The sequence below is a fragment of the Streptomyces taklimakanensis genome (assembly GCF_009709575.1).
Lineage (GTDB): Bacteria > Actinomycetota > Actinomycetes > Streptomycetales > Streptomycetaceae > Streptomyces > Streptomyces taklimakanensis.
In genome coordinates this window covers 1,136,010-1,161,901 of the sequence record NZ_WIXO01000001.1, presented here as the reverse complement: position 1 = coordinate 1,161,901, position 25,892 = coordinate 1,136,010, and the positions used below count along the sequence as shown (strand labels likewise).

26 protein-coding genes are annotated in these 25,892 nt (G+C 72.5%); 19 read left to right on the top strand and 7 right to left on the bottom strand.

The features are described 5' to 3' along the window. Window positions 1–146 precede the first annotated feature (146 nt). Both F0L17_RS05190 and F0L17_RS05185 read left to right on the top strand, forming a co-directional pair. A complete protein-coding gene (locus F0L17_RS05190; protein WP_420802380.1) occupies window positions 147–1,121 on the top strand; it encodes a heme o synthase in 975 nt (324 codons plus the stop codon). 105 nt (window positions 1,122–1,226) lie between these two features. Beyond that, complete coding sequence (locus F0L17_RS05185; protein WP_155070149.1) at window positions 1,227–1,574, top strand: hypothetical protein; 348 nt, start codon at window positions 1,227–1,229, stop codon at window positions 1,572–1,574. A gap of 179 nt (window positions 1,575–1,753) precedes the next feature. Here F0L17_RS05185 and F0L17_RS05180 read toward each other — a convergent pair whose 3' ends face one another. The 3 genes from F0L17_RS05180 to F0L17_RS05170 form a co-directional block, all read right to left on the bottom strand. Continuing rightward, window positions 1,754–2,767, bottom strand: a complete 1,014-nt coding sequence (locus F0L17_RS05180) for a COX15/CtaA family protein (RefSeq protein WP_162465819.1) — start codon at window positions 2,765–2,767, stop codon at window positions 1,754–1,756. 73 nt (window positions 2,768–2,840) lie between these two features. After that, window positions 2,841–3,572, bottom strand: a complete 732-nt coding sequence (locus tag F0L17_RS05175; RefSeq protein ID WP_155073175.1) for an ABC transporter permease — start codon at window positions 3,570–3,572, stop codon at window positions 2,841–2,843. A gap of 80 nt (window positions 3,573–3,652) precedes the next feature. After that, entirely contained in the window at window positions 3,653–4,579 is a 927-nt protein-coding gene (locus F0L17_RS05170) for an ABC transporter ATP-binding protein (RefSeq protein WP_155070148.1), read from the bottom strand. A 307-nt stretch (window positions 4,580–4,886) separates the two neighbouring features. Between F0L17_RS05170 and F0L17_RS28000 the strand changes: the two genes are divergently transcribed. From F0L17_RS28000 to F0L17_RS05105, 13 genes are all read left to right on the top strand, one after another. Continuing rightward, window positions 4,887–5,690 (top strand): helix-turn-helix transcriptional regulator, encoded by an 804-nt coding sequence (locus F0L17_RS28000; protein WP_155070147.1) that lies wholly within the window; start codon window positions 4,887–4,889, stop codon window positions 5,688–5,690. Next, a complete protein-coding gene (sufB, locus tag F0L17_RS05160; RefSeq protein WP_155070146.1) occupies window positions 5,687–7,108 on the top strand; it encodes a Fe-S cluster assembly protein SufB in 1,422 nt (473 codons plus the stop codon). Before F0L17_RS28000 ends, sufB begins: the two co-directional genes overlap by 4 nt. A 198-nt stretch (window positions 7,109–7,306) precedes the next feature. Continuing rightward, window positions 7,307–8,488, top strand: a complete 1,182-nt coding sequence (gene sufD / locus F0L17_RS05155) for a Fe-S cluster assembly protein SufD (protein WP_155070145.1) — start codon at window positions 7,307–7,309, stop codon at window positions 8,486–8,488. Next, window positions 8,485–8,844 carry a non-heme iron oxygenase ferredoxin subunit gene (locus tag F0L17_RS05150; RefSeq protein ID WP_155070144.1) on the top strand — a complete coding sequence of 120 codons (360 nt, stop codon included), beginning with the start codon at window positions 8,485–8,487 and terminating at the stop codon, window positions 8,842–8,844. Before sufD ends, F0L17_RS05150 begins: the two co-directional genes overlap by 4 nt. A gap of 6 nt (window positions 8,845–8,850) precedes the next feature. Further along, entirely contained in the window at window positions 8,851–9,621 is a 771-nt protein-coding gene (sufC, locus tag F0L17_RS05145) for a Fe-S cluster assembly ATPase SufC (protein WP_155070143.1), read from the top strand. 126 nt (window positions 9,622–9,747) lie between these two features. Beyond that, window positions 9,748–11,004 (top strand): SufS family cysteine desulfurase, encoded by a 1,257-nt coding sequence (locus tag F0L17_RS05140; protein ID WP_162465818.1) that lies wholly within the window; start codon window positions 9,748–9,750, stop codon window positions 11,002–11,004. Window positions 11,005–11,050: 46 nt separating this feature from the next. Beyond that, complete coding sequence (gene sufU, locus F0L17_RS05135; protein WP_162465817.1) at window positions 11,051–11,518, top strand: Fe-S cluster assembly sulfur transfer protein SufU; 468 nt, start codon at window positions 11,051–11,053, stop codon at window positions 11,516–11,518. After that, window positions 11,515–11,850: a metal-sulfur cluster assembly factor gene (locus F0L17_RS05130; protein ID WP_155070141.1), complete on the top strand. Its 336-nt coding sequence runs from the start codon at window positions 11,515–11,517 to the stop codon at window positions 11,848–11,850. The genes sufU and F0L17_RS05130 overlap by 4 nt, the downstream gene beginning before the upstream one ends. 117 nt (window positions 11,851–11,967) lie before the next feature. Continuing rightward, entirely contained in the window at window positions 11,968–12,291 is a 324-nt protein-coding gene (locus tag F0L17_RS05125) for a DMT family transporter (protein ID WP_155070140.1), read from the top strand. Between the two features lie 82 nt (window positions 12,292–12,373). Then, complete coding sequence (locus F0L17_RS05120) at window positions 12,374–12,976, top strand: RNA polymerase sigma factor (RefSeq protein WP_162465816.1); 603 nt, start codon at window positions 12,374–12,376, stop codon at window positions 12,974–12,976. After that, window positions 12,969–13,958: a CU044_5270 family protein gene (locus F0L17_RS05115; protein ID WP_155070139.1), complete on the top strand. Its 990-nt coding sequence runs from the start codon at window positions 12,969–12,971 to the stop codon at window positions 13,956–13,958. The genes F0L17_RS05120 and F0L17_RS05115 overlap by 8 nt, the downstream gene beginning before the upstream one ends. 99 nt (window positions 13,959–14,057) lie before the next feature. After that, the gene (gene dapD, locus F0L17_RS05110; protein WP_155070138.1) at window positions 14,058–15,050 is read left to right on the top strand and encodes a 2,3,4,5-tetrahydropyridine-2,6-dicarboxylate N-succinyltransferase; all 993 of its coding nucleotides are present in this window, start codon (window positions 14,058–14,060) and stop codon (window positions 15,048–15,050) included. A gap of 67 nt (window positions 15,051–15,117) precedes the next feature. Beyond that, window positions 15,118–15,936 carry an EI24 domain-containing protein gene (locus F0L17_RS05105; protein WP_155070137.1) on the top strand — a complete coding sequence of 273 codons (819 nt, stop codon included), beginning with the start codon at window positions 15,118–15,120 and terminating at the stop codon, window positions 15,934–15,936. Between the two features lie 100 nt (window positions 15,937–16,036). Here F0L17_RS05105 and F0L17_RS05100 read toward each other — a convergent pair whose 3' ends face one another. Next, complete coding sequence (locus F0L17_RS05100; RefSeq protein WP_162465815.1) at window positions 16,037–17,869, bottom strand: endonuclease/exonuclease/phosphatase family protein; 1,833 nt, start codon at window positions 17,867–17,869, stop codon at window positions 16,037–16,039. A gap of 336 nt (window positions 17,870–18,205) precedes the next feature. Here F0L17_RS05100 and F0L17_RS05095 point away from each other — a divergent pair, with 336 nt between their 5' ends. Together F0L17_RS05095 and F0L17_RS05090 are read left to right on the top strand one after the other, a co-directional pair. After that, complete coding sequence (locus F0L17_RS05095) at window positions 18,206–19,735, top strand: hypothetical protein (RefSeq protein ID WP_155070136.1); 1,530 nt, start codon at window positions 18,206–18,208, stop codon at window positions 19,733–19,735. Window positions 19,736–19,828: 93 nt separating this feature from the next. Further along, window positions 19,829–21,388, top strand: a complete 1,560-nt coding sequence (locus F0L17_RS05090; RefSeq protein ID WP_238419255.1) for an alkaline phosphatase PhoX — start codon at window positions 19,829–19,831, stop codon at window positions 21,386–21,388. Window positions 21,389–21,512: 124 nt separating this feature from the next. Here the strand turns inward: F0L17_RS05090 and F0L17_RS05085 are convergent, their stop codons facing one another. Both F0L17_RS05085 and F0L17_RS05080 read right to left on the bottom strand, forming a co-directional pair. Continuing rightward, window positions 21,513–21,704 carry a hypothetical protein gene (locus F0L17_RS05085; protein WP_155070135.1) on the bottom strand — a complete coding sequence of 64 codons (192 nt, stop codon included), beginning with the start codon at window positions 21,702–21,704 and terminating at the stop codon, window positions 21,513–21,515. A 281-nt stretch (window positions 21,705–21,985) separates the two neighbouring features. Next, window positions 21,986–23,164, bottom strand: coding sequence for a TerD family protein (locus F0L17_RS05080; RefSeq protein ID WP_155073170.1), 1,179 nt, complete (start codon window positions 23,162–23,164; stop codon window positions 21,986–21,988). Window positions 23,165–23,468: 304 nt separating this feature from the next. On the opposite strand from F0L17_RS05080, the gene F0L17_RS05075 reads away from it, so the two are divergent. Next, a complete protein-coding gene (locus tag F0L17_RS05075) occupies window positions 23,469–24,290 on the top strand; it encodes a phytanoyl-CoA dioxygenase family protein (protein ID WP_155070134.1) in 822 nt (273 codons plus the stop codon). 166 nt (window positions 24,291–24,456) lie between these two features. Here F0L17_RS05075 and F0L17_RS05070 read toward each other — a convergent pair whose 3' ends face one another. After that, entirely contained in the window at window positions 24,457–24,864 is a 408-nt protein-coding gene (locus F0L17_RS05070) for a MerR family transcriptional regulator (protein ID WP_155070133.1), read from the bottom strand. Between the two features lie 49 nt (window positions 24,865–24,913). Between F0L17_RS05070 and F0L17_RS05065 the strand changes: the two genes are divergently transcribed. After that, a complete protein-coding gene (locus F0L17_RS05065; RefSeq protein ID WP_155070132.1) occupies window positions 24,914–25,795 on the top strand; it encodes an NAD(P)-dependent oxidoreductase in 882 nt (293 codons plus the stop codon). Window positions 25,796–25,892 lie beyond the last annotated feature (97 nt).

The following is a 25,892-nucleotide window of genomic DNA, read 5'->3' as shown; positions in this document are numbered from 1 at the left end:
ACACGGACCACCCCCGGGGCGAGTGGCGTATGGCCGGCGTCTACAGTGGCGTGGTACGTGCGAGTCACCGTCGGCCCCGAGGGTCTGGGCTCGCTTGTTCCCACGCGGCGCGAGCCGCGCATGTCGCATCGTGATCAGGGGTGTCCGTGACGGCCGTCGAATCCCGTCCCGCGGGTGGGGGTACCGCCCACGCCCGAAGGGCTGTGGGGGAGCTCGATCCGAGCCCAGCACATCGGCCGCTCGGGGCCCGTGTCAAGGGCTTCGTGGCGCTGACCAAGCCGCGGATCATCGAACTGCTGCTGATCACCACCATTCCGGTGATGTTCCTCGCCGAGCAGGGCGTCCCCGACCTGTGGCTGGTGCTGGCCACCTGCATCGGCGGCTACCTGTCGGCGGGCGGCGCCAACGCGCTGAACATGTACCTCGACCGGGACATCGACGCGCTGATGCACCGCACCGAGCGGCGCCCGCTGGTGACCGGGGTCGTCTCGCCGCGCGAGGGGCTGGTCTTCGGCCTCTCCCTGGCCGTGGTCTCCACGGTGTGGTTCGGCCTGCTGGTCAACTGGCTCTCGGCGGCCCTGTCCCTGGGCGCGCTGCTGTTCTACGTGGTCGTCTACACGATGCTCCTCAAGCGGCGCACCGCCCAGAACATCGTCTGGGGCGGCATCGCCGGCTGCATGCCCGTCCTCATCGGCTGGTCGTCGGTGACGAACGAGGTGAGCTGGGCGGCCGTCGTCCTCTTCCTGGTGATCTTCTTCTGGACGCCGCCGCACTACTGGCCGCTGTCGATGAAGGTCAAGGACGACTACGCCCGCGTGGGGGTCCCCATGCTTCCGGTCGTCGCGGGCAACCGGGCCGTGGCCCGGCAGATCGTGGTCTACAGCTGGGTCATGGTGGCCGTCTCGCTCGCCCTGTGGCCGCTGGGCTACGTCGGCTGGTTCTACCCGTTGGTCGCGGCCGTCGCGGGTGGTTGGTGGCTGTGGGAGGCCCACGCCCTCCAGGCCCGTGCCAAGGCCGGGATCACCGGGGCGAAGCTCAAGGAGATGCGGCTGTTCCACTGGTCGATCACGTATGTGTCGCTGCTGTTCGTGGCGGTGGCGGTGGACCCGTTCCTGCGCTGAGGCGCGGACGGTCGCGACCTTCCTCCGCGGGCGGGTCGCGGGGGTGGCACAGGCCACCCGGGGCACCGGTCGCCAGGTGATCTACCCGCCGGTAGCATCCAGGTCATGGCCAATACACAGCAGGCGGAAGAGACCGGGGCCGACGCGCGGGCCCAGCGCTGGGTGACCAAGCTCGCCAAGGAGATCACCGCGTTCGCGAAGGAGCGCGGCGGCGCCGACGGACAGATCGCGTACCTCGGGCAGCGCGGCGTGCGGCTGGTCCTGGTCGGCGCCGACGGCGGCTGGGGCGATCTGGTGGCCCCCTCCCGGGACGTGGCGGAGAAGGCCGCGAGGAAGGCCGGGGTCGCCCTCCACGAGAAGCTCGACGGCGACCTGGCCGCCCGCATCCGCACCGGCCCCTACGAGTGGGAGCGGATGGCGGGCATCCAGCTCGGCGGCCCGAAGAACGACTGACGCGCGAAGACGGGCGGCGCACCCGACGGGGCGTCCCCGACGCGCCGACGGCCCGTGCCGCCCGTCCGCCGGGCCGTCCGCGCGGGTCCGCCGTGCCGCGCCGACGGTCCGCACGCCGACGGTCCGCACGGGGCGGGACGGCCGGTGGGGGAACCGGGGAGCCTGCCGGGCCCCGCCGACTACCGGCCGGCGGCGAGACCGGCCGGAGCGGCGGACCGGGGGAGCGCGGCGGTGGCGTCCGCCCCGCCGTCCACGGTGGGCGGCAGACCGCGCTCGCGCAGCGACAGCAGCATCCGCAGCACGGCGATCCACACCAGGCAGGAGCCGAACAGGTGGAGCGCCACCAACACCTCGGGCAGTTCGGTCAGGTACTGTGCGTAGCCGATCGCGCCCTGCGCCATCAGCACCAGGAACAGCTCCCGGGTGCGGGCCAGGGGCCGCCTCGGGGCGCCCGCGGCGCGCAGCGCCGACCACAGCAGGACGGTCGCGCCGACCACGGCCCACGCCAGCAGGGAGTGCACCCGGGTGGCCGCCTCCCAGTCCACGCCCATCCGCGGCACGTCGCTGCTGTCGCCCGCGTGGGGGCCCGCCCCCGTCACCACGGTGCCGGCGACGATCAGCGCGACGGAGGCGACCGTCAGCGCCCGGGAGAGCAGGCGCGGCCGCGTTCCCACCAGCGGGCGCGGCTCCCCGTCGCCCTCACGGGCCCGCAGCCAGGTCACCGCGGCGACCGTGAGCAGCGCGGTGGCGAGCAGGAAGTGGACGGCGACGGTGTACGGGTTCAGCTCCATCAGCACGGTCATGCCGCCCATCAGGGCGTTGGCGACGACCAGCCAGAACTGCGACCAGGCCAGGCGCGACAGGTCCCGGCGGCGCGGCTTCGCCGAGCGCACCGCGAGGATCGCCCAGCCGACGGCGGCGCACAGCACGTACGTCAGCAGGCGGTTGCCGAACTCGATGGCGCCGTGCAGTCCCATCTCCGGCGTGGCGATCAGGCTGTCCCCGCTGCACTTGGGCCAGGTCTCGCACCCCAGCCCCGAGCCGGTCAGCCGCACCACCCCACCGGTGACCACGATGAGCACGCTCATGGCGAGCGCGGTCAGCGTGGCGCGCTCCACGACGCGCTGGGCGGGATCCCAGCGCCTGGCGACGTACGCGACGGGATTCCGCGCGAATTCGAGCAGTTTGGACACGCAGCCATGGTAGGCGGGGGCTTGTGCAGGCTTTCACGAGGGGGCGACCGGCGCGCGGCCCCGCGCCCGTCGCTCACTCCCAGCGGAAGAAGCGGGCCGCCGCGGCCAGACCGAGCACCGCCCACACCGCCAGGACCGCCAGGTTCCCCCACGGCGTTCCGGCGCCGTCGCGCAGCACCTCCCGCAGCCCGTCCGAGAGCGCGGAGATCGGCAGCAGTTCCAGCGCTCCGCGCACCGCGGCGGGGAACCTCTCCAGCGGCACCACGACCCCGCCGCCCACCAGCAGCAGGACGAAGACGAGGTTGGCCGCGGCCAGTGTCGCCTCGGCCCGCAGCGTCCCGGCCATCAGCAGTCCGAGCCCGGAGAACGCCGCCGTTCCGGCGAGCAGCAGCAGCGCCACGGCGAGCGGGCTCCCGTGCGGCGACCAGCCCAGGGCCAGCGCGACCGAGGTCAGCAGCGCCACCTGGAGCACCTCGACGACCAGCACCGCGCACGTCTTGGCCGCCATCAGCCCCCACCGGGGCAGCGGCGAGGCGCCCAGGCGCTTGAGGACGCCGTAGCGCCGCTCGAACCCGGTGGAGATGGCCTGACCGGTGAAGGCGGTGGAGAGCACCGCCAGCGCCAGCACGCCCGGAGCCAGGAAGTCCACCCGTTCGCCGTCGCCCTCGTCGCCCCGGGTCAGGTCCACGATCTCCACGGCGCTGAACAGCACCAGCAGCAGCGTCGGGATGACGACGGTCAGCAGCAGTTGCTCGCCGTGGCGCAGCAGCAGCCGCGTCTCCAGGACGGCCTGCGCGACGATCATCCGCAGGAGCGGCGCGGCACCCGGCCGGGGGGCGTACGCGCCGTGCCCGGCGCTCCCCGTCGTCTCGGTGTTCGGGGTGCTCACGACCGCAGCTCCTTGCCCGTCAGGTTCAGGAAGACGTCCTCCAGGGTGTGTCGCTCCACCGCGATGCCGTCCGGCAGCACCCCGTTCTGGGCGCACCAGGACGTCACCGTGGCCAGCAGTTGGGGATCGACGGTGCCGGTCAGCCGGTACGTGCCGGGGGCCGGCTCGTCGGCCGAGGTGCCCGGGGGCAGGGCCTTGAGCAGCGAGCCCAGGTCCAGGCCGGGGCGGCCGGTGAAGCTCAGGGTGTTCTCGGCGCCGCCCCGGCACAGCTCCTCGGGGCTGCCCCGAGCGATCACCCGGCCCTCGTCGACGATCGCCACGTCGTCGGCGAGCGTCTCGGCCTCGTCCATGTGGTGGGTGGTCAGCACCACCGTCACCCCGTCCGCGTGCAGCTCCCGCACCAAGTCCCAACCGGCGCGGCGGGCCTGCGGATCCAGACCGGCCGTCGGCTCGTCCAGGAAGACCAGCTCCGGCCGGCCGACCACGGCCATGGCCAGGGCCAGCCGCTGTTGCTGGCCGCCCGACAGCCGGCGGTAGGGGGTGCGGCCGCAGCCGGTGAGCCCCAGCCGCTCCAGCAGCGCGTCGACGTCCAACGGATGGGCGTGCAGCGCGGCCATGTGGCGCAGCATCTCCGCGGCCCGGACGGTGGGGTAGACGCCGCCGCTCTGGAGCATCACGCCGACCCGGGGCCGCAGGTCCCCCGCGTCCGCGACCGGGTCGAGGCCCAGCACGCGGACGGTGCCCGCGTCGGGGCGGCGGTAGCCCTCGCAGGTCTCGATGGTGGTGGTCTTCCCGGCTCCGTTGGGGCCGAGGACGGCGGTCACGGTGCCGCGCCCCACGGTGAGGTCCAGCCCGTCCACCGCGGTCGTGTTCCCGTACCGCTTCACCAGCCCCGCGACCTCGACGGCCGCCGTGTCTCGCATGGGTGCGAGTCTAGGAGCCCGGGCGCCCGTCGCCACGGGCGGGCCGAGGGGCGCGCCCGGTGACCCGTGTTCCGACGGGAGGCGGTGCCGGGCGGGCGCCGGACGAGCGGCGGGGGAGCGTCGGGGAGCGCCGGGGAGCGCCGAGTAAGGCTCACCTTACGTGACGCATGCCATTTCGGCAGGTCAGGGCCTGGCTTGCCGCCCCCCTTCGAATTACGCAACAATGGCGTTGTGAAAAAGGTCCGCCGGGGCGACGCCCCGGCGGAGCGGAGCGGAACCGGACGGAGCGAGGAGGCGTGAGACGCAGATGACGGCCCGCAGCGGCGAAACCCGCGCCCCCGGTCCCTCCACCTCCGACGAGCACCACGGCACCCGCGACAGGGTCGCCCGTTCCATCCTCGACCACGGCCCCTCCACCGCCGCCGAACTGGCCCGGCGGCTGGAGATCACCCAGGCGGCCGTCCGCCGCCACCTCGACGCGCTCGTCGCCGAGGGGATCGTCGAAGCCCGTGAGAAGCGGGTCCACGGCGCGCGCGGCAGGGGGCGTCCCGCCCGGGCCTTCGCGCTCACCGACCGCGGGCGCGGCGCCTTCGACCAGGCGTACGACCAGCTCGCCGTCGACGCCATGCGCTGGATAGCGCAGGCGGCCGGCGGCGGCGAGAAGGGCCGGGCCGCGGTCGCGGACTTCGCGCGCGCCCGCGTGGCCGCCCAGACCGAGCGGTACCGGGCCGAGTTGGAGCGGGCCGCTCCCGAGGACCGCGCCAGGGTCCTGGCCGAGGCCCTCTCCCGGGACGGGTACGCTGCCACCGCGCGCAGCGCGCCCGCCCCCGCCGGGAACGTCCCCGGGCGGAGCCCCGGGGGAGAGCAGCTCTGTCAGCACCACTGCCCGGTGGCCCACGCCGCCGAGCAGTTCCCGCAGCTGTGCGAGGCGGAGACCGAGGTCTTCTCCCGCCTGCTCGGCACCCATGTTCAGCGTCTGGCCACCATCGCCCACGGCGACGGGGTGTGCACGACGTTCATCCCCCAGGTGGCCACGCCCCCCGGGGCAGCGCCCACGACATCCAAGACCACCGCAGCATCTGCAAGCACGGCCGGGAGGAACCCCGCATGACTCTCCCCACGGAGACTGCCCACCCTGAGCTGGAGGGCCTGGGCAAGTACGAGTACGGCTGGGCCGATCCGGACGCCGCCGGCGCCTCGGCCAAGCGCGGCCTCTCCGAGGAGGTCGTCCGCGACATCTCGGCGAAGAAGTCCGAGCCGGAGTGGATGCTGAAGCTCCGCATGAAGGGCCTGAAGCTCTTCGAGAAGAAGCCCATGCCGAACTGGGGTTCCGACCTGAGCGGCATCGACTTCGACAACATCAAGTACTTCGTGCGGTCCACCGAGAAGCAGGCCCAGTCCTGGGAGGACCTGCCGGAGGACATCAAGAACACCTACGACAAGCTGGGCATCCCCGAGGCCGAGAAGCAGCGCCTGGTCGCCGGTGTCGCCGCCCAGTACGAGTCCGAGGTGGTCTACCACCAGATCCGCGAGGACCTGGAGAAGCAGGGCGTCCTCTTCCTGGACACCGACACCGCGCTCAGGGAGCACCCGGAGCTGTTCCAGGAGTACTTCGGCACCGTCATCCCGGCCGGCGACAACAAGTTCGCCGCGCTGAACACGGCGGTGTGGTCCGGCGGCTCGTTCATCTACGTGCCCAAGGGCGTCCACGTGGACATCCCGCTCCAGGCCTACTTCCGGATCAACACCGAGAACATGGGCCAGTTCGAGCGGACGCTGATCATCGTCGACGAGGACGCCTACGTCCACTACGTCGAGGGCTGCACCGCGCCGATCTACCAGTCGGACTCGCTGCACTCCGCGGTGGTGGAGATCATCGTCAAGAAGGGCGCCCGCTGCCGCTACACGACCATCCAGAACTGGTCGAACAACGTGTACAACCTGGTCACCAAGCGCGCCGTGGCCTACGAGGGCGCGACGATGGAGTGGGTCGACGGCAACATCGGCTCCAAGGTGACCATGAAGTACCCGGCCGTCTACCTGATGGGCGAGCACGCCAAGGGCGAGACCCTCTCGGTCGCCTTCGCGGGTGAGGGCCAGCACCAGGACGCCGGCGCCAAGATGGTGCACATGGCGCCCAACACCTCCTCCAACATCGTCTCCAAGTCGGTGGCCCGGGGCGGTGGCCGCACCTCCTACCGCGGCCTGATCGAGATCGCCGAGGGCGCCGAGAACTCCAAGTCGAACGTCCTGTGCGACGCGCTGCTGGTGGACACGGTCTCGCGCTCCGACACCTACCCCTACGTCGACGTCCGCGAGGACGACGTGACGATGGGCCACGAGGCGACGGTCTCCAAGGTCAGCGACGACCAGCTCTTCTACCTGATGCAGCGCGGTCTGTCCGAGGACGAGGCGATGGCGATGATCGTGCGCGGTTTCGTCGAGCCGATCGCCAAGGAACTGCCGATGGAGTACGCGCTGGAGCTCAACCGGCTGATCGAGCTGCAGATGGAGGGCGCGGTCGGCTGACCGGCGCCCGGACCGGCCGGTCGGACCATTCGGCCACCCCGTGACCGTGAGCGGACCGAAGGGGGCGCCGCCGTCGGAAGCGCCGGGACCACGCGCGGCGAGGCACGAGCGGAGCGCGGGTCGAGGAGCGCCGGCGGCGGGTCCGCCCCCCGAGGCGAGCGAACACAAAGAGACGAGAGAGCGAGCAACACGACAGCCATGGCTGAGGCTCAGAACATTCCGGCGGGTGCCAACACCACCGGATCGATCGCGGTGGCGGCCGAGTCCACCGTCGCCACCAGGATGAGCGCGCCGCCGTCCTACGACGTGGCGGACTTTCCGGTTCCGCACGGCCGCGAGGAGGAGTGGCGCTTCACTCCCCTGGAGCGGCTGAAAGGCCTGCACGACGGCACCGCCACCGCCGAGGGCGGCGTCAAGGTCGACATCTCCGCGCCCGAGGGCGTGACGGTGGAGACCGTCGGCCGCGACGACACCCGCCTCGGCCGGGCCGGCAAGCCGGTCGACCGGGTCGCCGCCCAGGCCTACAGCGCCTTCGAGAAGGCCACGGTCGTCACCGTGCCCAAGGAGACCGCGCTCACCGAGCCGATCCGCGTCGGCATCCAGGGCCAGGGCGGCGTGTCCTTCGGGCACACCGTCTTCGAGCTCGGCGCCTTCGCCGAGGCGATCGTCGTCATCGACCACACCGGCGGCGGGGTGCGCGCCGCCAACGTGGAGTACGTGCTCGGCGACGGCGCCAAGCTGACGGTCGTCTCCGTGCAGGACTGGGACGACACGGCCGTCCACTGCTCCCAGCACAACGCGCTGGTGGGCCGGGACGCGACCTTCAAGTCCGTGGTCGTCACCTTCGGCGGTGACGTCGTGCGCCTCCACCCGCGCGTCAACTACGCGGGCCCCGGCGGCGAGGCCGAGCTGTACGGCCTGTACTTCACCGACAACGGTCAGCACCAGGAGCACCGGCTCATGGTCGACCACGAGGTGCCGAACTGCCGCAGCAACGTCGTCTACAAGGGCGCCCTCCAGGGCGAGGAGGCGCACGCCGTGTGGATCGGCGACGTGCTGATCCGGGCCTCGGCCACCGGCACCGACACCTACGAACTCAACCGCAACCTCGTCCTCACCGACGGCGCGCGGGTGGACTCGGTGCCCAACCTGGAGATCGAGACCGGTGAGATCGTCGGGGCCGGCCACGCCTCGGCCACCGGCCGCTTCGACGACGAGCAGCTGTTCTACCTGATGGCGCGCGGCGTCCCGGAGCAGGACGCCCGCCGGCTGGTGGTGCGCGGCTTCTTCGCCGAACTGGTCCAGCAGATCGGCCTGCCCGACCTCCAGGAGCGTCTGATCGCCAAGATCGAGGAAGAGCTGGAGGCGTCGGTCGCATGAGCACCGCGGAAGGCACAGCGGGCACCTCGGGCTTCGTCCGTGTCGCCGCGCTCGGCGAGCTGGAGGAGGACGCCCCCAGGCGGGTGGAGATCGACGGCACGCCGATCTCCCTGGTCCGCACCGAGGGAGAGGTCTTCGCGATCCACGACATCTGCTCGCACGCGAACGTCTCCCTCTCCGAGGGAGAGGTGGAGGACTGCCAGATCGAGTGCTGGCTGCACGGCTCCAGCTTCGACCTGCGCACCGGCAAGCCCTCCGGCCCGCCGGCCGTGCGCCCCGTCCCCGTATACCCCGTCAAGATCGAAGGAGACGGCCCCGACGCGGCCGTGCTCGTCTCCATCACCCAGGAGTCCTGAAGCCCCATGGCAACGCTTGAGATCCGCGACCTGCACGTCTCCGTCGAGACGGACTCGTCGAACAACCCCCGAGAGATCCTGCGCGGCGTCGACCTGACCGTGAAGCAGGGCGAGACGCACGCGATCATGGGCCCGAACGGCTCCGGCAAGTCCACCCTCGCCTACTCGCTGGCGGGGCACCCGAAGTACACGATCACCGGCGGCACCGTCACCCTGGACGGCGAGGACGTCCTTGAGATGTCGGTGGACGAGCGCGCCCGCGCCGGCCTCTTCCTCGCCATGCAGTACCCGGTCGAGGTGCCCGGCGTCTCCGTCTCCAACTTCCTGCGGACCGCCGCCACCGCGATCCGCGGCGAGGCCCCCAAGCTGCGCACCTGGGTGAAGGAGGTCAAGGAGGCCATGGAGCGCCTCAACATCGACCCCGCCTTCGCCGAGCGCAACGTCAACGAGGGCTTCTCCGGCGGTGAGAAGAAGCGCCACGAGATCCTCCAGCTGGAGCTCCTCAAGCCGAAGGTCGCGGTCCTCGACGAGACCGACTCCGGCCTGGACGTGGACGCCCTGCGCATCGTCTCCGAGGGCGTCAACCGGGTCCGCGAGTCCGGCGAGGTCGGCACCCTGCTGATCACCCACTACACGCGCATCCTCCGTTACATCAAGCCCGACCACGTCCACGTCTTCGCCGCGGGCCGGATCGCCGAGTCCGGCGGCCCGGAGCTCGCGGACAAGCTGGAGGAGGAGGGCTACGAGGCCTACGTGAAGGGGGGCCAGGCGGCCTGAGGCCGTCCCGCGCGGGGCCGGTGGCGGCCCCGCGCGCCACGGGCGCGCCCCACGGCCTCGCCGCGCGGACGCACAATGGGGTTACCCCCGGCCGACGGGCTCGGGGGAGAACGGAGAAACACGAGCGTGACACAGTTGCCGGGCCTCCTCGACACAGAGGCGATCCGCAAGGACTTCCCCGTCCTGGACCGCACGGTCCACGACGGGAAGAAGGTCGTGTACCTGGACAACGCGGCGACCTCCCAGAAGCCGCGCCAGGTGCTCGACGCGCTGAACGACTACTACGAGCGGCACAACGCCAACGTCCACCGCGGCGTCCACGTGCTCGCCGAGGAGGCCACGGCGCTGTACGAGGGCGCGCGCGACAAGGTCGCCGCGTTCGTCAACGCGCCGAGCCGCGACGAGGTGATCTTCACCAAGAACGCCTCGGAGTCGCTCAACCTCGTGGCGAACATGCTCGGCTGGGCGGACGAGCCGTACCGCGTCGACGACCGGACCGAGATCGTCATCACGGAGATGGAGCACCACTCCAACATCGTCCCGTGGCAGCTGCTGTCGCAGCGCACGGGCGCGAAGCTGAAGTGGTTCGGCCTCACCGACGACGGGCGCCTGGACCTGTCGACCATCGAGGAGGTCATCACCGAGCGGACCAAGGTCGTCTCGTTCGTGTTGGTCTCCAACATCCTGGGCACGGTCAACCCGGTCGAGGCGATCGTCCGCCGCGCCCAGGAGGTCGGCGCGCTCGTGGTCGTCGACGCGTCCCAGGCCGCCCCCCACGCACCGCTGGACGTGCAGGCCCTCCAGGCCGACTTCGTGGCCTTCACCGGCCACAAGATGTGCGGACCGACCGGTATCGGCGTGCTGTGGGGACGGCAGGAGCTGCTGGAGGACCTGCCGCCGTTCCTCGGCGGCGGCGAGATGATCGAGACCGTCTCGATGAACTCCTCCACCTACGCCCCCGCGCCGCACAAGTTCGAGGCCGGCACCCCGCCGATCGCCCAGGCCGTCGGGCTGGGCGCCGCCGTGGACTACCTCTCGGCGATCGGCATGGACCGCGTCGCGGCCCACGAGCACGCGATCACCGAGTACGCCGTGCGCAGGCTCCGGGAGGTGCCGGACCTGCGGATCATCGGACCGGCCACCGCCGAGGACCGCGGCGCCGCGATCTCCTTCACGCTCGGCGACATCCACCCCCACGACGTGGGCCAGGTGCTCGACGAGCAGGGCATCGCGGTCCGGGTCGGCCACCACTGCGCCCGGCCCGTCTGCCTGCGGTACGGAATTCCCGCGACCACGCGTGCGTCGTTCTATCTGTACTCCACTCCCGCCGAGGTCGACGCCCTGGTGGAGGGGCTGGAGCACGTGCGGAACTTCTTCGGTTGATGTTCCGTGACCCATGACGGACGACCGCAGTGGCTGAAGGTGACTCGTGAAGCTTGACTCCATGTACCAGGACGTGATCCTGGACCACTACAAGAACCCGCACGGGCGGGGGCTCCGCGACGGTGACGCCGAGGTGCACCACGTCAACCCGACGTGCGGCGACGAGGTCACGCTGCGGGTGAGGCTCGACGGCTCGACCATCGCGGACGTCAGCTACGAGGGGCAGGGCTGTTCCATCAGCCAGGCCAGCGCCTCGATGCTGAACGAGCTGCTGGTGGGCAAGGACCTGGACGAGGCGCGCCGCGTCCAGGAGACCTTCCTGGAGCTGATGCAGTCCAGGGGCCGGATCGAGCCGGACGACGCCATGGAGGAGATCCTGGAGGACGCGGTCGCGTTCGCGGGCGTCTCGAAGTACCCGGCACGCGTCAAGTGCGCTCTGCTGAGCTGGATGGCATGGAAGGACGCCACCGCCCAGGCCCTGGGCGGCGGCGCCGTTGAGGAGAAGACCGCATGAGCGAGACCGAGACCACGACGAAGCCGGCGAGCGAGGAGGAGGTCCGCGAGGCGCTGTACGACGTGGTGGACCCCGAGCTGGGCATCGACGTCGTCAACCTGGGCCTGGTCTACGGCATCCACATCGACGACTCGAACGTCGCGACCCTGGACATGACGCTGACCTCCGCGGCCTGCCCGCTGACCGACGTCATCGAGGACCAGGCCAAGTCGGCGACCGAGGGCCTCGTCAACGAGCTGAGGATCAACTGGGTCTGGATGCCGCCGTGGGGTCCGGACAAGATCACCGACGAGGGCCGCGAGCAGCTCCGCGCCCTCGGCTTCAACGTCTGACGGCGCCTCGCGCCCGCACCGGGCCACCACCGGTGCCGCGGCCCGGGTCGGTCGACACGCGCTCGTGTCGACCGACCCGGGCTGCGGGTGTCTCCCGAGGCCGCATAGCCTCGGGACATGGTGTACCTGATGTTGGCGTGCGCGATCCTGGCCGAGGTGCTGGCCACCACCTCGATGAAGTTCAGCGACGGCTTCACCCGCCTGTGGCCCACCCTCGGCACGGCCGCCGGGTACGCCGTCGCCTTCGCGCTGCTGGCACAGACGCTCAGGAGCATGCCCGTGGGCACCGTCTACGCCATCTGGTCGGGCGTGGGCACCGCCGCCATCGCCCTGATCGGAATGGTCTTCATCGGCGAGGCGGTGAACGCGGCCAGGATCGTCGGGATCCTGCTGGTCGTCGCCGGAGTGGTGGTCCTCAACCTGGGCGGCGGCGGCCACTGACCGCGCGGCCGTGAACCCCCTTCCCCCCATCGGGCAACAACGGGTGAACGGACCACCCACAGGGCAGAGACGGGGGAATTTCGTGGCCGACCCACCGATGGACGACGCCGCCATCATCGAGGATTCCAGAGAGCGGCCCGAGGCCTTCGCGCGCCTGTACGACCGGCACGCCGCCGACATCCACCGCTACGTGGCGCGGCGACTGGGCGACGGCATGGCGGACGACATCACCGCGGAGACCTTCCTCATCGCCTTCGGGCAGCGCTCCCGCTACGACACCGGCCGGCCCGGAGCCCGGCCCTGGCTGTACGGGATCGCGGCCAACCTCGTCGGCAGGCACCGGCGCCACGAGGTCCGGACGCTGCGCGCCCTCGCACGCACCGGGACCGACCCGGTCGCCGACTCCTGGACGGACTGGGTGGACGGCGCCGACAGCCGGGTGACGGCCCAGGCCGTCTCGGGTTCCCTCGCCGCCGCGCTCGCCGGGCTCTCCGCCAGGGACCGGCACGTACTGCTCCTGGTGGCCTGGGCGGACCTGACCTACCAGGAGGTCGCCGACGCCCTGGGCATCCCCGTCGGCACGGTCCGCTCACGGCTCAACCGGGCCCGCCGCAAGGTGCGCACCGCACTCGGCGGCGACCCGACCCTGGTCGGCGATGTCGCGGAGGTGTCCAGCCATGGATGAGATGACCCGGGTGCGCGATTTCCGCGCCCATGCCCCGACCCCCGACCCGGCACGCCTCGCCCCCGGGCGGCAGCGACTGCTGGAGGCGGCGGGACGCGGGGCCCGTACCCGTCGGATGCGGTCCGACTGGCGGCTGGTCGTCGCCGGGGCGGCCGTCGCGGTCACCGTGGCGGCGTTCGCCGGCGGCCACCTGGTCGGTGGTGGTGCCGGCACCACCGCCCCGCCGGCCTCCTCCTCGATCCGGCCGCACGTGGAACTGACGGACGCGGCCACCGTGCTGCGCCACGCCGCCGACACCGTCGAGCTGATCCCCGATCCCGCGCCCCGCGCCGGCCAGTGGGTCTACGTCCGGACCCGGCAGGGCGCCACGGAGAACGGCGGCCACCAGAAGGCCGACACACAGGAGGCCTGGTACCGCTACGCCGACCCCGAGTCCGAGAACTGGAAGGAGGGCGACGACCACTCCCCGCGCGAGCGGTTCCGCTTCCTCGCCTCCCTGCCCGACGACCCGGAGAAGGTGCTGGAGAAGATCCGCTGGTTCTACCCGTCCGACGCGGGCGGGGAGCCCTCCGGCGACGCCCCCGAGGAGCCGAGGAACGCGCACAACTACCGGGCGGCCAGTGTGCTCGTCGAGTCCTACCCGATGGCGCACGAGGGGCTGGCCAGGCTCTACCGGGCCCTGGCCACGGTCGAGGGGGTGAAGGTGGTGGACCACCTGGTCGAGGACGCGGCCGGACGGGACGCCATCGCCCTGTACTTCGACGGCGGCGGGCAGGGGTCGGCCGGTTTCCCCGAGACCAGGGACGAACTGCTCCTCGACCCGACCACCTACACCTACCTCGGGACGCGGTCGACGGTGATCGAGGACCACGTCGAGGAGTTCCCGGACGGCAGCAGGTACGAGCTGCGGAAGGGGCAGGTCCTCTGGGACACCGCCGTCCTGCGCACCGCCCTCGTGGACGCGGAGGGGCGGCGCCCCTGATCGGACGCCGGCGCGCGGTGGGGCCGGGGTGGGGCCGGGACACGTCCGGCCGGTGGGACCGGTTCGCGCACGCCGAACGTGTCCGGTTAGCGTTTGGCCATGACCGAAGCACCCGCACCCCGTACGACCGGCGCCGTCGCCGCCGGACTCGCCACCGTCGCGCTCGACGGGGGCGCCGTCCTCGACACCTGGTTCCCCGCGCCCGAACTCACCGACGCTCCCGGCCCCGCCGGCACCGAACGGCTGAGCGCCGAACGCGCCGCCGAGCTGCTGGGCGACGCCGCGCCGCAGGCCCTGGGCCCGGACCCGATCCGCGGCGTGGAGGTCGTCGCCGTCCGCACCGTCATCTCCGCGCTGGACGACAAGCCCCTGGACGCGCACGACGCCTACCTGCGGCTGCACCTGCTCAGCCACCGTCTGGTGAGGCCGCACGGCCAGAACCTGGACGGGATCTTCGGTCTGCTCGCCAACGTCGCCTGGACCAGCCTCGGCCCCGTCCCGGTCGACCGGATCGAGCAGACCCGGCTGGCCGCCCGCGCCGCCGGGAAGCAGCTCACGGTCACCAGTGTCGACAAGTTCCCGCGGATGACCGACTACGTCATTCCCAAGGGCGTGCGCATCGGCGACGCCGACCGGGTGCGGCTGGGCGCCCACCTCGCCTCCGGCACCACCGTGATGCACGAGGGCTTCGTCAACTTCAACGCCGGGACGCTGGGCACCTCCATGGTCGAGGGCCGCATCAGCGCCGGTGTCGTCGTGGACGACGGCTCCGACATCGGCGGCGGCGCCTCGATCATGGGCACCCTCTCCGGCGGCGGCAAGCAGACCGTCTCCATCGGGAAGCGCTGCCTGCTCGGTGCCGAGGCGGGCATCGGCATCTCGCTGGGCGACGACTGCATCGTGGAGGCCGGCCTGTACCTGACGGCCGGCACCCGCGTCACCCTGCCCGACGGCAAGGTCGTCAAGGCGCTGGAGCTGTCCGGCGCGAACAACCTGCTGTTCCGTCGCAACTCCACCACCGGGACGGTCGAGGCCCTCCAGCGCTCCGGCTCCTGGGGCGGTCTGAACGAGGCGCTGCACAGCCACAACTGACCCCGAATCCGGTGCCTTCCGGTCCCGCCGCCCGCACCGGGCGGCGGGACCGTTACCCTTTCCGGCCATGGGCGATCTCATGGCCGGAGCGCGGTACCTGGGGCGGGGTCAGAAATGGGTCCTGGGCAACGGGCGGTGGTTCGGGTTCGGGCTGCTGCCCGCCCTCGTCACCCTGGTGCTGTACGCGGCGGCGCTGACCCTCCTCGCCTTCCGCGCCGACGACCTGGCCGTCTGGGCGACGCCGTTCGCCGACGACTGGTCCTCGCCCTGGAACGGACTGTTGCGCGGCACGTTCACCGTGCTGCTGTTCGCGGGCGGACTGCTGTCGGCGGTGCTCACCTTCACCGCCGTCACCCTGTTGGTCGGCGACCCCTTCTACGAGTCGCTGTCACAGAAGGTGGAGGAGACCGAGGGCGGTGCCCCCGAGGGACCGGACGTCCCGCTGCTGCGGAGCCTGTGGATCTCGCTCCGCGACAGCCTGTACGTGCTGGTGCGGGCGCTGGCCCTCGGCGCGCCGCTGTTCGTGCTGGGTTTCGTGCCCGTCGTCGGCCAGACCGTCGTCCCGGTGGTCGGCTTCGCCGTCTCCGGGTTTTTCCTGACGCTGGAACTCACCTCGGTCGCCCTGCAGCGCCGTGACGTCCCGGTCCGCGAGCGGCTGCGGCTGCTGCGCGGGCGCAAGGCGCTGGCCGTCGGGTTCGGCGCGCCGCTGGTGCTGGTGTTCCTGGTGCCGTTGGCGGCGGTCCTCCTGATGCCGGGCGCCGTCGCGGGGGCCACCTTGCTGGCCAGGGACCTGACGGACGGCTCCCGGCCGGACGGCGCCGACGACGGGCGGGACGGCGGGAGGCCCCGGCCCGGGTACCCCGGCGTCGGGCCGCACCTGCCGTAGGGAACGCCCGGCGGGCCGGGGCTCCACCCCGGAACCCGCCGCCGTCGCGGCCGTGTCGCCCGCCCCGCGGACGGGCGACACGGCCGCGACGGGCCTCGCGTCAGGGCCGGAAGCGGATCACCTGGGGGTCGTGGTCGCTGACCTGGTCGGCGAACTCCGCGTTGACGTGGACGATGTCGTAGTCGAAGCGGCGGATGCCCGGGGAGACCAGGGTCTGGTCCAGCACCTGGGAGTTGCCGTCGTAGACGTAGGTGTAGCGCTCGGACCTCGGCAGCGAGAACACCGCGTTGCGCAGCGCGCCGCCCGCGGTCAGCTTCCGGGCGGTGGTGGAGAACTCGAAGTCGTTGATGTCGCCGAGCACGACCACCCTGGCCTTGCGCTCCACCGCCAACACCTCCCGCACGAAGCGGTTGACCGCCTCGGCCTGGCGGTGCCGCTGGACCTCGGAGGAGCGGCTCGGCGGCTGGACGGCCGCGTGCAGGGACTGGTCGCCGCCCTTGGAGGCGAAGTGGTTGGCGACCACGACGACCGTCCGGCCGCGGAAGCGGAACTCGCCGACCAGCGGCTTGCGGCTGTCCTCCCAGGCGGGGTCCTCGGGCGCGATCCGGGCGGGGGAGTGGGTGAGCACGGCCCGGCCGCGCTCGCGCGCCACGCCGACCGCCGTGGTCGCGTCCGCGCCGGGGCGGTCCACGAAGGAGACCCGGTCGGGGTCGAAGAGGAAGACGTTGCGGATGTTGCCGCCGGGCAGGCCGCCGTCGGCGCCGTCGACCGGGTCGATCGAGCGCCACTCGTAGCGGGGGCCGCCCGCGGCGACGACGGCCTCGACGAGCCGTTCCACCGTCGCGTCGGCGGAGACCGTGCCGTCGTCGGTGGGTCCGGTGTCGTCCTGGATCTCCTCCAGGGCGAGGATGTCGGGGGAGGCGAGGTTCTCCACCACGCCCCGGGCCAGCCGGTCGAACTTCTCCGGGTCGCTGCCGGGGTGGAGGTTCTCCACGTTGTAGGTGGCCACGGCCAGTTCCTTCCGGTGCCGGGCGCGGGTGCGCTCCCGTTCCGGACCCCGGTCGACCACGGTGCCCATCTCGCGGGCGGCCACGAGGTAGCCGCCGTACTGGTCGTAGTCGAGCGGGCCGGTGGTCGCGCCGGCGAGCACGTCACCGGTGTCCGCGGTGGGGAAGGGCTCCTGGGAGAGCGGGACGAGGGACTCGACCTTGACGCGACCGGGGTTGGGCTCGTCGTAGCCGCCGTAGACCGTGCCGCCGCGCCGCGTCGGGTTCTGCCGGGGCTCGACGGTCACCCACAGCTCGGCGTACTCGGTGCTGGGGCCGACCACCCGGGCGTCGCGGATCCGGACGTCCATGCCCTCCAGCGACTCGTACAGGTCCAGCGCGTGGGTGTCGGGGCGCAGCCGGAGACCCTCGATGTCGCCGCCCGCCGCCGGGTCGCCCTGGGGGGCGTACGCCTCGGGGACCGAGGAGGAGTCCAGGACGACCGGGGCGGGCGTCTCGTGGCCCGAGGAGACCACGGTGACCTGCGGCCGGGTGATCTGGGTGACCGTCTGGTTGCCAGAGGAGGCCCCGCCCGGACGGTACTCGTCGACCGTGCCCGAGACCCTCACCAGGTCGCCGACGAGGACCTTGGGCGCGGAGCCGGTGTAGACGAAGACTCCCTCGCTGGTGGCCGGGTCGGCGTCGGGCGCGGTGTCCTGGATCCAGAAGCCGCGCGAGCCGTAGGCGCGGACGCCGGTGACCACGCCGGAGACGTTCGACACGCGGGTGCCGTCCAGGGGGGACAGCCGGGTGTCGCCCTGGATGTCGTGGACGCGGACCGTGCCCGCCTCGGCGGGCTCCGCCGCCGAGGCGGGCACGGCCAGCAGGGTCGAGGTCAGCGCGGCGACGGTCAGTGCGGCGGTGCGGGCCGCCGGGGTTCTGCTCACGTGGTCCCTCCGGGAGGGTGCTGGAGTGGTGATCGAGGTGCTGGGGTGACTGGGGAGCGGATGGGGAGCGGACGGGAAGCGGAGAGAAACGGCGGTGCCGTTCCGGGCCGGTGGACCGGTGGGTCCGGTGGCGGTGGTGCGCGGGGAGCGGTCACACGGTCCTACCGTGTGTTTCTCTACGCGCGTAACGTGCCGTCCTGGTCAGGTGCTTGTCAAGGAAGAGAGGCGGTACGGGCACGGAAGATCCGGTGAACCGGACGGCCGAGTCGAAAGCGGTCTACGCTGGGCAGCGTTCTTGCCGCACACCCGGCCGACCCACCGAGGAGCACTTCCCCCATGACCGGTGACGACCGTCCCACCGCACCCCCCGTACGGCTGCCCGCGGAGGCCGAGTTGGCACGGGAGGCCCTCGCCTCGCCGCTGCTGTCCCGCGCGGCCCGGCTCGCGCGCTGGGCGGAGGAGGGGGTCCGGGTCGGCCCCGGAGGGGAGCTGCCCGACGGACGGCTGGCGGAGGCCGCCGCGCTCCTGGGACTGGACGGGGACGACGAGGAGGCGCGGGAGTACGCGGCGTGGGCGTGGGACCTGGCCGTCGACACCGGGCTGCTGGAGGTCCGCGAGGACGGTGACGGCGGTGACGGCGGTGACGGCGGTGATGTCGACGGGGGAGGCGACGGAACGGCCGGCACGGCCGCCCCCGGCGAGGAGCTGGCCCTGCTCACCGGCGGTGGCCCCGCCGACGTGCTGGACGTCTGGCTCGGCGGCCTGGAGACGGTGCTCGCCGACGCGGCCACCCCCGGTCTGGAGGACCTGGTCGGCGAGTTGGGCATCGGCGAGGACGGCCGGATCGACCCCGACTCCCTCGACCTCGAAGCGCTCGACTGGGACCCGGAGGAGGAGGCCGACTTCCTCGCCGGCGCACTGACCAACCTCTACCTGCTGACCGTCGGCGACCCCACCGTGACGGCGGGGGCGATGGTGCCGCTGCCGGTGCTGGCCGCCTCGCTGGTCGCCCCCGAGGACATGGAGCACCCCGACGACGACGTCCTGGAGGAGATCTCGGCGGTGATGGTCCGCCTGGACGAGCAGTTCCGGATGCTGGAGCAGACCGGGATCCTCGTCCACCACCCGATGGACGAGGCCCTGGTCGACGAGGTCGACGGGGACGAGCCCGACACCCCGGAGGCCCCCGAGGACGACGAGGTGGCCCGCTACGGCATGGTGCGCCTCACCCCGCTCGGCCTGTACGGCGTGCGCCTGCGACTGCTGGAGGCGGGCGTCCACGCCCCGGCCGTGGGCGATCTCGCGACGGAGGACGCCCGGACGCTGCTGGCCGCCCTCCCCGGCCACGGCGAGGAGGCCGCCCGGGAGGAGATCGAGGGGTGGCTGGCCCGCCGCGCCCCCCTGGACGCCGCGCGCGAGCTGCTGGCCGCCGCCCGCGGTGACGACCGTCACGCGCCGCGCCGCCGGCTGGCCTGCCAGCAGGCGCTCTCGCTCGTCGGGCCGGAGGCCGAACCGGCCCTGCGCGAGGTCCTCGACGACGGTCACCTGGGCGGGCTGGCCCGGGTGTGGCTCTCCGAACGGGGCCTGGGCGACGTACCGGCGCCCTCCGAGGAGATGGTGTTCTGGTTGACCGTGGACACCTTGGCGGCGCAGCTCGCCACCGAGGAGGGCGAGGACGACTCGGAGGAGCTGCGCGACCTGGTGCGCGGCCTGGTCGACCAGCACAGCGGCTTCTTCGACAAGGCGTGGCGCGTCGACCACCCGGCCACCGGGGAGGTACTGGAGGCGATGAGCCGGGTGCACCCCGACCGCCAGGCGGCCAAGGACGCCCGCAAGGCGGCGTACAGGGCGAGGTCGCGCGGCTGAGCCGTCCGGTTCGGATGGTGTTCAACCCCCGTTCGCCACGGGAGGGGACGCTGGTCGGCGCCGAGCCATCGCGCAGAGCGGACGGGAGAGACGATGCCGACCACGCCGACCATGCCGACGGATCCGACGGGGCCCACCGGACCGTCGGTGCCGGCCGGGTCCATCGCCCCGGCCGCCGGCGCCCGAGTCGGTCGGGCGCGCCTGACCAGGCGGTCCGTGGTGGCGGGGGCCGGGATCGCCGTCACCGGCGGCGCGGCCGGCATCCTGGCGGGCACCTCGGGCGCGTTCGGCTCCCAGGGCGAGGGGGGACGGGAGAGGGGGGAGCCGGACGAGGTCCGGGAGGCGCGGGGGTACGGTCCGCTGCTGCCCGACCCCGCCGGGGTGCTCGCCCTGCCCGCGGGCTTCTCCTACCGCGTCCTGGCCCACTGCGGCGTCACCCGGCTGGAGAGCGGCGAGCACACCCCCGCCGGACACGACGGCAGCGCGGCGTTCGACGGCCCCCGCGGTCGGACGCTGCTGGTCAACAACCACGAGCTGAAGGGCCCCCGGACCGACTGGGAGCACCCGGTCCCGCCGGTCGAGGGGCTGGTCTACGACCCGGCCGCCGCGGGTGGCTGCACGGTCGTGGAGGTCTCGGAGGACGGGGAGAGGCTCGCCGAGTGGGTCGGCCTCGCCGGCACCTCCACCAACTGCGCGGGCGGGGTGACGCCCTGGGGCACCTGGCTGACCTGTGAGGAGAACTCCGACCGGGCCGGCGAGCGGGGCATGACCCGCGATCACGGCTACGTCTTCGAGGTCGATCCCCGCGACCGGCGGGCCAACCGCGACCCGAGGCCGATCAGGGCGTTGGGCCGCTTCGACCACGAGGCCGTCGTCGTGGACCCCGGGCGCGGCCACCTGTACCTGACGGAGGACGACTCCGAACCCAACGGACTGCTGTACCGCTGGGTCCCCCCGAAGGGCTTCCGGCACGGGCGCGGGCGACTGCGCACGCTCGCCGACGACGCCGGGAGGCTCCAGGCGTTCCGCTGCCTCGACTCCGGCGGCCGGTTCGTCGACGACCTCTCCCGCGCGGTGCGCCCCGGAACCGTCTACGGCGTGGACTGGGTGGACGTCCCCGACCGCGACGCCCGCGAGGTGCCCGTGCGCGCGCAGTTCACCGGGGACGAGGTCACCCGGGCCCGCAAGCTGGAGGGCATGTGGTGGGCCGACGGCGGCGCGTACGTGGTCGCCTCCTACGCGCGCGCCGGTGACAGCCCCGGGCAGCCGCACGACGGCCAGGTGTGGTTCTACGACCCCCGCCGCCGCACCCTCACACTGCGGCTGCGCTTCGGCGTCGTCCGCGACCCGTCGGCCCCCGACGTCCCGGACGGGCCCGACAACATCACCGTCTCGCCGTACGGCGGGGTGATCATCGCCGAGGACGGCGAGGGCCTCCAGCACCTGATGGCCGCCGACGACCGGGGCCGGGTCTTCCCCGTGGCCCGCAACGAGGTGAACATCGGGACGACGGAGGAGCCGGAGTACGGCGAGTTCGCCGGGGTGTGCTTCTCGGGCGACGGGCGGACGCTCTTCGCCGGCATCCAGGAGCCGGGCATCCTGGTGGCGATCACCGGCCCCTGGGAACGTCACCGGAGCCACCGGCACCCCTGAGGAACGCCGTCGGCGGCCGGGCGTCGCCGGCGTGCGGAAGGCCACGACGCGGAAGGGCCCGCGGGGTCGCCCCCGCGGGCCCTTCCCTGCCGCGGCGCCGGCGCGCCGCCTCGTCGTGCGCCGCTCAGGCGGCGGTGGTCATCCCGGCCCGTCCGGCCGCCCGCCACACGGCCCGCAGCCGATCCAGCTCGGCCAGCTCCGCACGGGACCAGGGACGGTCGCCGTGGGCGCGTACGAAGGCGCGGATCGCCTCGTTCGCCTGCGCGGGAGTCTGATGCCGGGGACCCGGGTTTCCTTGCTCGGAAGGGGTGGACATGGGACCAGAGTAGGCGCTGGGTATGACAACGGCAGGTCCCACCGCGTTCCCTTCGCCCACATGGTTTAAACGTCAATCGCTCCGCAAATGACCGAAATCGCGCTGACCTGCGAACTTTCCCTTCCTGCCGCCGAGTTGACGCGTACCCTCCCTCCGTCGGTGCGACGGATATCACGTCGCCCGATCGCCGGGGAGGGACCGTCACGACGCTCCCCGGGCTCCTCCACGCCGCCTTCGCGCCCCGGTCACGTCTCCCCGTCGCCGCCGACCGGCGGGGCCCGTCACAGGGCCGCTCCGCCGGGCTTGACCATGCCGCGGACGGTGCGGGAGTCGACGTAGTCGCCCAACGCCGTCATCTCCCACTCGCCCGAGTACTGGCGGATCAGCTTGCACATCAGCACGCCCGTGCGCGGCTCGGAGCCGGTCAGGTCGTAACGGACCAGCTCCTCGCCGGTGCCGGCGTCCATCAGCCGGCAGTACGCCTTGGCGACCTCGGTGAACTTCTGTCCGGAGAAGGAGTTGACCGTGAAGACCAGGCCCGTCACCTCGGGCGGCAGCCCGCCCAGGTGGACGGTGATGGTCTCGTCGTCGCCCGCGCCCTCGCCGGTGAGGTTGTCGCCGGAGTGCTGGATCGTCCCGTTCAGGATGGCGAGCCTGCCGAAGTAGCAGTTGTCGATCTTCTTGCGGCGGGCGTCGTACGCGATGACCGACGCGTCCAGATCGACGTTCTTGCCCCGGAAGGCCGGCTCCCAGCCCAGCCCCATCCGCACCGAGCTCAGCAGCGGCCTGCCGCCCTTGACCAGGGAGACGGTCTGGTGTTTCCGCAGGTCGACCCGGCCCTTGTCCAGGTTGATCTTCCCGCTTCCGGGCGCCGGGGCCGGAGCCGGTACCGGCGCCGGGGCCTGGCCGGCGGGCGGCGGCGCCGGTACCGGCTCCGGCGCGGCGGGTGCGGTGGGCGCGGCGGGTGCGGTGGGCTCCTCCACCGTCACCCCGAAGTCGGTGGCGATCCCGGCCAGCCCGTTGTCGTACCCCTGACCGACCGCGCGCACCTTCCAGTCGCCACCCCTGCGGTAGACCTCGACGACGACCAGGGCCGTCTCGGGGCCCAGCCGGGGCGGGGTGAAGGTGGCCACCACCGTGCCGTTCGCCGCGTCCCGGACGGTCGCCGTGGGCTCGGTGCCGGCGAACGTCGCTCCCGGGGCGTCGAGGCTGGCCGTCACCACGATCTTCTCGACGTCGGCGGGGACCGCCGCGGTGTCCACGGTGATGGTGTCCGCACCGCCGGCGGTGCCGTGGGTGACGCCCGGCCCGGACGGCTGGTTGTAGAAGACGAAGTCGTCGTCCGAGCGGACCTTGCCGTCGGCGCCGAGCAGCAGGCCGGAGACGTCGAGCCGCACCGGCGCGGTGACGTCCACCGCCACGCGCGGCACGGACAGGGGAAGGTTCGAGCCGGGAGTCATCGCAGTCATGGTCCGATTAACGGACGGCCGGACCGTGCGGTTCCACAATCCCCTCCCCGGCGTGTCGCACCGTCGCCCGACGGCCGGGCGGGGACGACGGTGCCCGGTGGGGCGGGTCCGAGAAGGCGGTGCGCCGGCTGCCCGCGCTCTCACGGCGCCGGGCCGAGGACCGACGCACCACCCCTTCCGGGCACGAGCTCGGGCGGGCGGCGTGACCGGGTGCCACACGCCCATCCGCACACCCGACAAAGGCGGTGCGGAGAATGTCGGGTGGCCGGGGCCGGTGCCGCCGCACGATGGGGGCATGGACGACACGACCCTGGTATCCCGCTTCCTCCGTGACGGCTTCGTGAAGGTGGAGGGCGCCGTCGCGCCGCGCGTGGCCGCGGACTGCGCGCGGCTGCTGTGGCGGGAGACGGGCTGCGACCCGGACGACCCGTCGACGTGGACGCGGCCCGTGCACTGGGTGGGCGGTATGGCGCGGGGACCGTTCGCCGCCGCACCCAACTCCCCGTTCCTGCACCACGCGTACGACCTGCTCGTCGGCGCGGGACGCTGGGAGCCGCGCTACTCGCTGGGCACGTTCCCCCTGCGCTTCCCGCACGAGGAGGAACCGGACGACGCGGGCTGGCACATCGAGGGGAGCTATCTGCCGGAGGGCGAGAGCTGGTACTTCACGAACCTGCGCTCCCGGGGCCGGGCGCTGTTGATGCTGTTCCTGTTCGGCGAGGTCGGTGAGGAGGACGCCCCGACCCGGATCCGGGTCGGCTCACACCTCGACGTGCCGAAGGTGCTGGAGAAGTACGGGGAGGACGGGGCGAGCGGGCCGACCCTCGCGCCCGAGCTGGTGGCGGCGTCCGACCACCGGCCGCTCGCCCTCGCCACCGGATCCCCGGGCGACGTCTTCCTGTGCCATCCGTTCTTGGTGCACGCGGCGCAACCGCACCACGGGGTGCGGCCGCGCTTCATGGCCCAGCCGCCGCTGATGCCGGCCGCGCCGTACGAACTGGAGCGGGCCGACGGCGCGTACTCGCCCGTGGAGATCGCGATCCGCCGGGGCCTGGGGCGGGACACCCCGGTCCGGACGGGGACGGCACCGACCACAGCGCCGGGTGGACGCGCCTGACGACCACCGCCGGCGAGGCGGCCGACGAACTGCGCCACAGCGTCGATTCGGGTGCGGTGAGGCTCGCTTCTCCCGGGGCCCGACGAACACGCCTACGCCTGTCGGGGACGGCGTCGCCGCCGTTGCGCCGGCACGGCTCGAGCCGCGTACCCGGCGCCCGGGTTGCTCAGGTGAGGACGGGCTCCGGGGCAGAATCGTCAAAGGGCGGATACGTCTGGCCGCCCATGCGCTCGGCCGCGTCAATGTAGTCGGCAAGAGCGGCACGGGATTGAGCGAGCCTGTCCATCCGGTCGTCCAGTCGCTGCAGCCGCACCCGCATCGCGGCCAGCAGTTCGGGACACCCGACCAGTTCCGGGGCCTCCCCGACCGCACAAGGCAGCAGGTACGCGATGTCCTCGGAGGACAGACCGGCGCCAAGCAGGTGGCGGATCTGTTTCACCCGCAGTACGGCACTCTCGTCGTACTCGCGGTAGCCGTTCGCGCCGCGGTCCGCGTCCAGCAGGCCCTGGGCCTCGTAGTAACGCAACTGATGGGTGTTGACGCCCGTTCGACGACTCAGTTCACCGATCCGCATCGAAACCTCGCTTGACCTTCACACCGGTATCAACGTTGACGATGCTGCCATGAACAGGACCGACACACCCGTGACAGTCATCGGACTCGGACTGATGGGCCGGGCCCTGGCCGGCGCGTTCTTGAAAGCCGGGCATCCCACAACCGTGTGGAACCGAACGGCGTCCAAGGCCGACCAGTTGGTGGCCGAGGGCGCGCGACTGGCGCCAACAGTCGGCGACGCGCTCAGGGCGGGATCCTTGGCGATCATCTGCGTGACCGACTACCAGACCGTGCACGCGTTGCTCGACGCGAGCGACGTCGAGCTCGACGGCACGACGTTGATCAACCTGACCTCGGGCGACTCGGCCCAGGCCCGGGAAACCGCCCGATGGGTCGAGCAGCGCGGCGCCCACTACCTTGACGGCGCCATCATGGCCATCCCGCCGACCATCGGCACCGCCGAGGCGGTGATTCTGCACAGCGGGCCGCAGACGAACTTCGAAGCGCACAAGTCGACACTCGACGCACTCGGCACCGTTACCCATCTCGGCGCGGACCATGGCCTGGCGTCCCTGTACGACGTGGCCGGCCTGGCCATGATGTGGAGCGTCCTGAACGCATGGCTTCAAGGTACTGCCTTGCTCAGGACGGCCGGTGTCGACGCCGCATCGTATGCGCCGTTCGCGCGGCAGGTCGCGGCCGGGGTGGCCGAGTGGCTGCCCGGGTACGCCAAGCAGATCGACAGCGGTTCCTTCCCCGCCGAGGTGGCGACCCTGGAGACCGACGCGCGGGCCATGACACACCTGATCGAGGAGAGCGAGGCGGCGGGTGTCAACGCCGAACTGCCGAAGCTGTTCAAGGCGATGGCCGACCGCTCGATCGCCGCGGGACACGGTGGGGAGCAGTACCCCGTGCTGATCGAAGAGTTCGGCAAACCCCGCACCGACTGACCGGCCTCGACACCGGGAACCAAAGCGTGTCGCAGAAGGCCGTGAGCAGGCAGGTCGAGCTGCGGTTCGGCCTCGTGTCGATCACGCGGCGAGGGTG

Excerpts from the sequence above, each read along its gene's own strand:
- F0L17_RS05070 (WP_155070133.1), bottom strand. The coding sequence starts at position 24,864 with ATGCGGATCGGTGAACTGAGTCGTCGAACGGGCGTCAACACCCATCAG.
- F0L17_RS05175 (WP_155073175.1), bottom strand. The coding sequence starts at position 3,572 with ATGATCGTCGCGCAGGCCGTCCTGGAGACGCGGCTGCTGCTGCGCCAC.
- F0L17_RS05080 (WP_155073170.1), bottom strand. The coding sequence starts at position 23,164 with ATGACTCCCGGCTCGAACCTTCCCCTGTCCGTGCCGCGCGTGGCGGTG.
- dapD (WP_155070138.1), top strand. The coding sequence starts at position 14,058 with ATGACCGAAGCACCCGCACCCCGTACGACCGGCGCCGTCGCCGCCGGA.
- sufD (WP_155070145.1), top strand. The coding sequence starts at position 7,307 with ATGGCTGAGGCTCAGAACATTCCGGCGGGTGCCAACACCACCGGATCG.
- F0L17_RS05095 (WP_155070136.1), top strand. The coding sequence starts at position 18,206 with ATGACCGGTGACGACCGTCCCACCGCACCCCCCGTACGGCTGCCCGCG.
- F0L17_RS05115 (WP_155070139.1), top strand. The coding sequence starts at position 12,969 with ATGGATGAGATGACCCGGGTGCGCGATTTCCGCGCCCATGCCCCGACC.
- F0L17_RS05075 (WP_155070134.1), top strand. The coding sequence starts at position 23,469 with ATGGACGACACGACCCTGGTATCCCGCTTCCTCCGTGACGGCTTCGTG.
- F0L17_RS05090 (WP_238419255.1), top strand. The coding sequence starts at position 19,829 with ATGCCGACCACGCCGACCATGCCGACGGATCCGACGGGGCCCACCGGA.
- F0L17_RS05125 (WP_155070140.1), top strand. The coding sequence starts at position 11,968 with ATGGTGTACCTGATGTTGGCGTGCGCGATCCTGGCCGAGGTGCTGGCC.
- F0L17_RS05130 (WP_155070141.1), top strand. The coding sequence starts at position 11,515 with ATGAGCGAGACCGAGACCACGACGAAGCCGGCGAGCGAGGAGGAGGTC.
- sufB (WP_155070146.1), top strand. The coding sequence starts at position 5,687 with ATGACTCTCCCCACGGAGACTGCCCACCCTGAGCTGGAGGGCCTGGGC.
- F0L17_RS05185 (WP_155070149.1), top strand. The coding sequence starts at position 1,227 with ATGGCCAATACACAGCAGGCGGAAGAGACCGGGGCCGACGCGCGGGCC.
- F0L17_RS05105 (WP_155070137.1), top strand. The coding sequence starts at position 15,118 with ATGGGCGATCTCATGGCCGGAGCGCGGTACCTGGGGCGGGGTCAGAAA.
- F0L17_RS05085 (WP_155070135.1), bottom strand. The coding sequence starts at position 21,704 with ATGTCCACCCCTTCCGAGCAAGGAAACCCGGGTCCCCGGCATCAGACT.
- F0L17_RS05150 (WP_155070144.1), top strand. The coding sequence starts at position 8,485 with ATGAGCACCGCGGAAGGCACAGCGGGCACCTCGGGCTTCGTCCGTGTC.
- F0L17_RS05065 (WP_155070132.1), top strand. The coding sequence starts at position 24,914 with ATGAACAGGACCGACACACCCGTGACAGTCATCGGACTCGGACTGATG.
- F0L17_RS05170 (WP_155070148.1), bottom strand. The coding sequence starts at position 4,579 with ATGCGAGACACGGCGGCCGTCGAGGTCGCGGGGCTGGTGAAGCGGTAC.
- F0L17_RS28000 (WP_155070147.1), top strand. The coding sequence starts at position 4,887 with ATGACGGCCCGCAGCGGCGAAACCCGCGCCCCCGGTCCCTCCACCTCC.
- sufC (WP_155070143.1), top strand. The coding sequence starts at position 8,851 with ATGGCAACGCTTGAGATCCGCGACCTGCACGTCTCCGTCGAGACGGAC.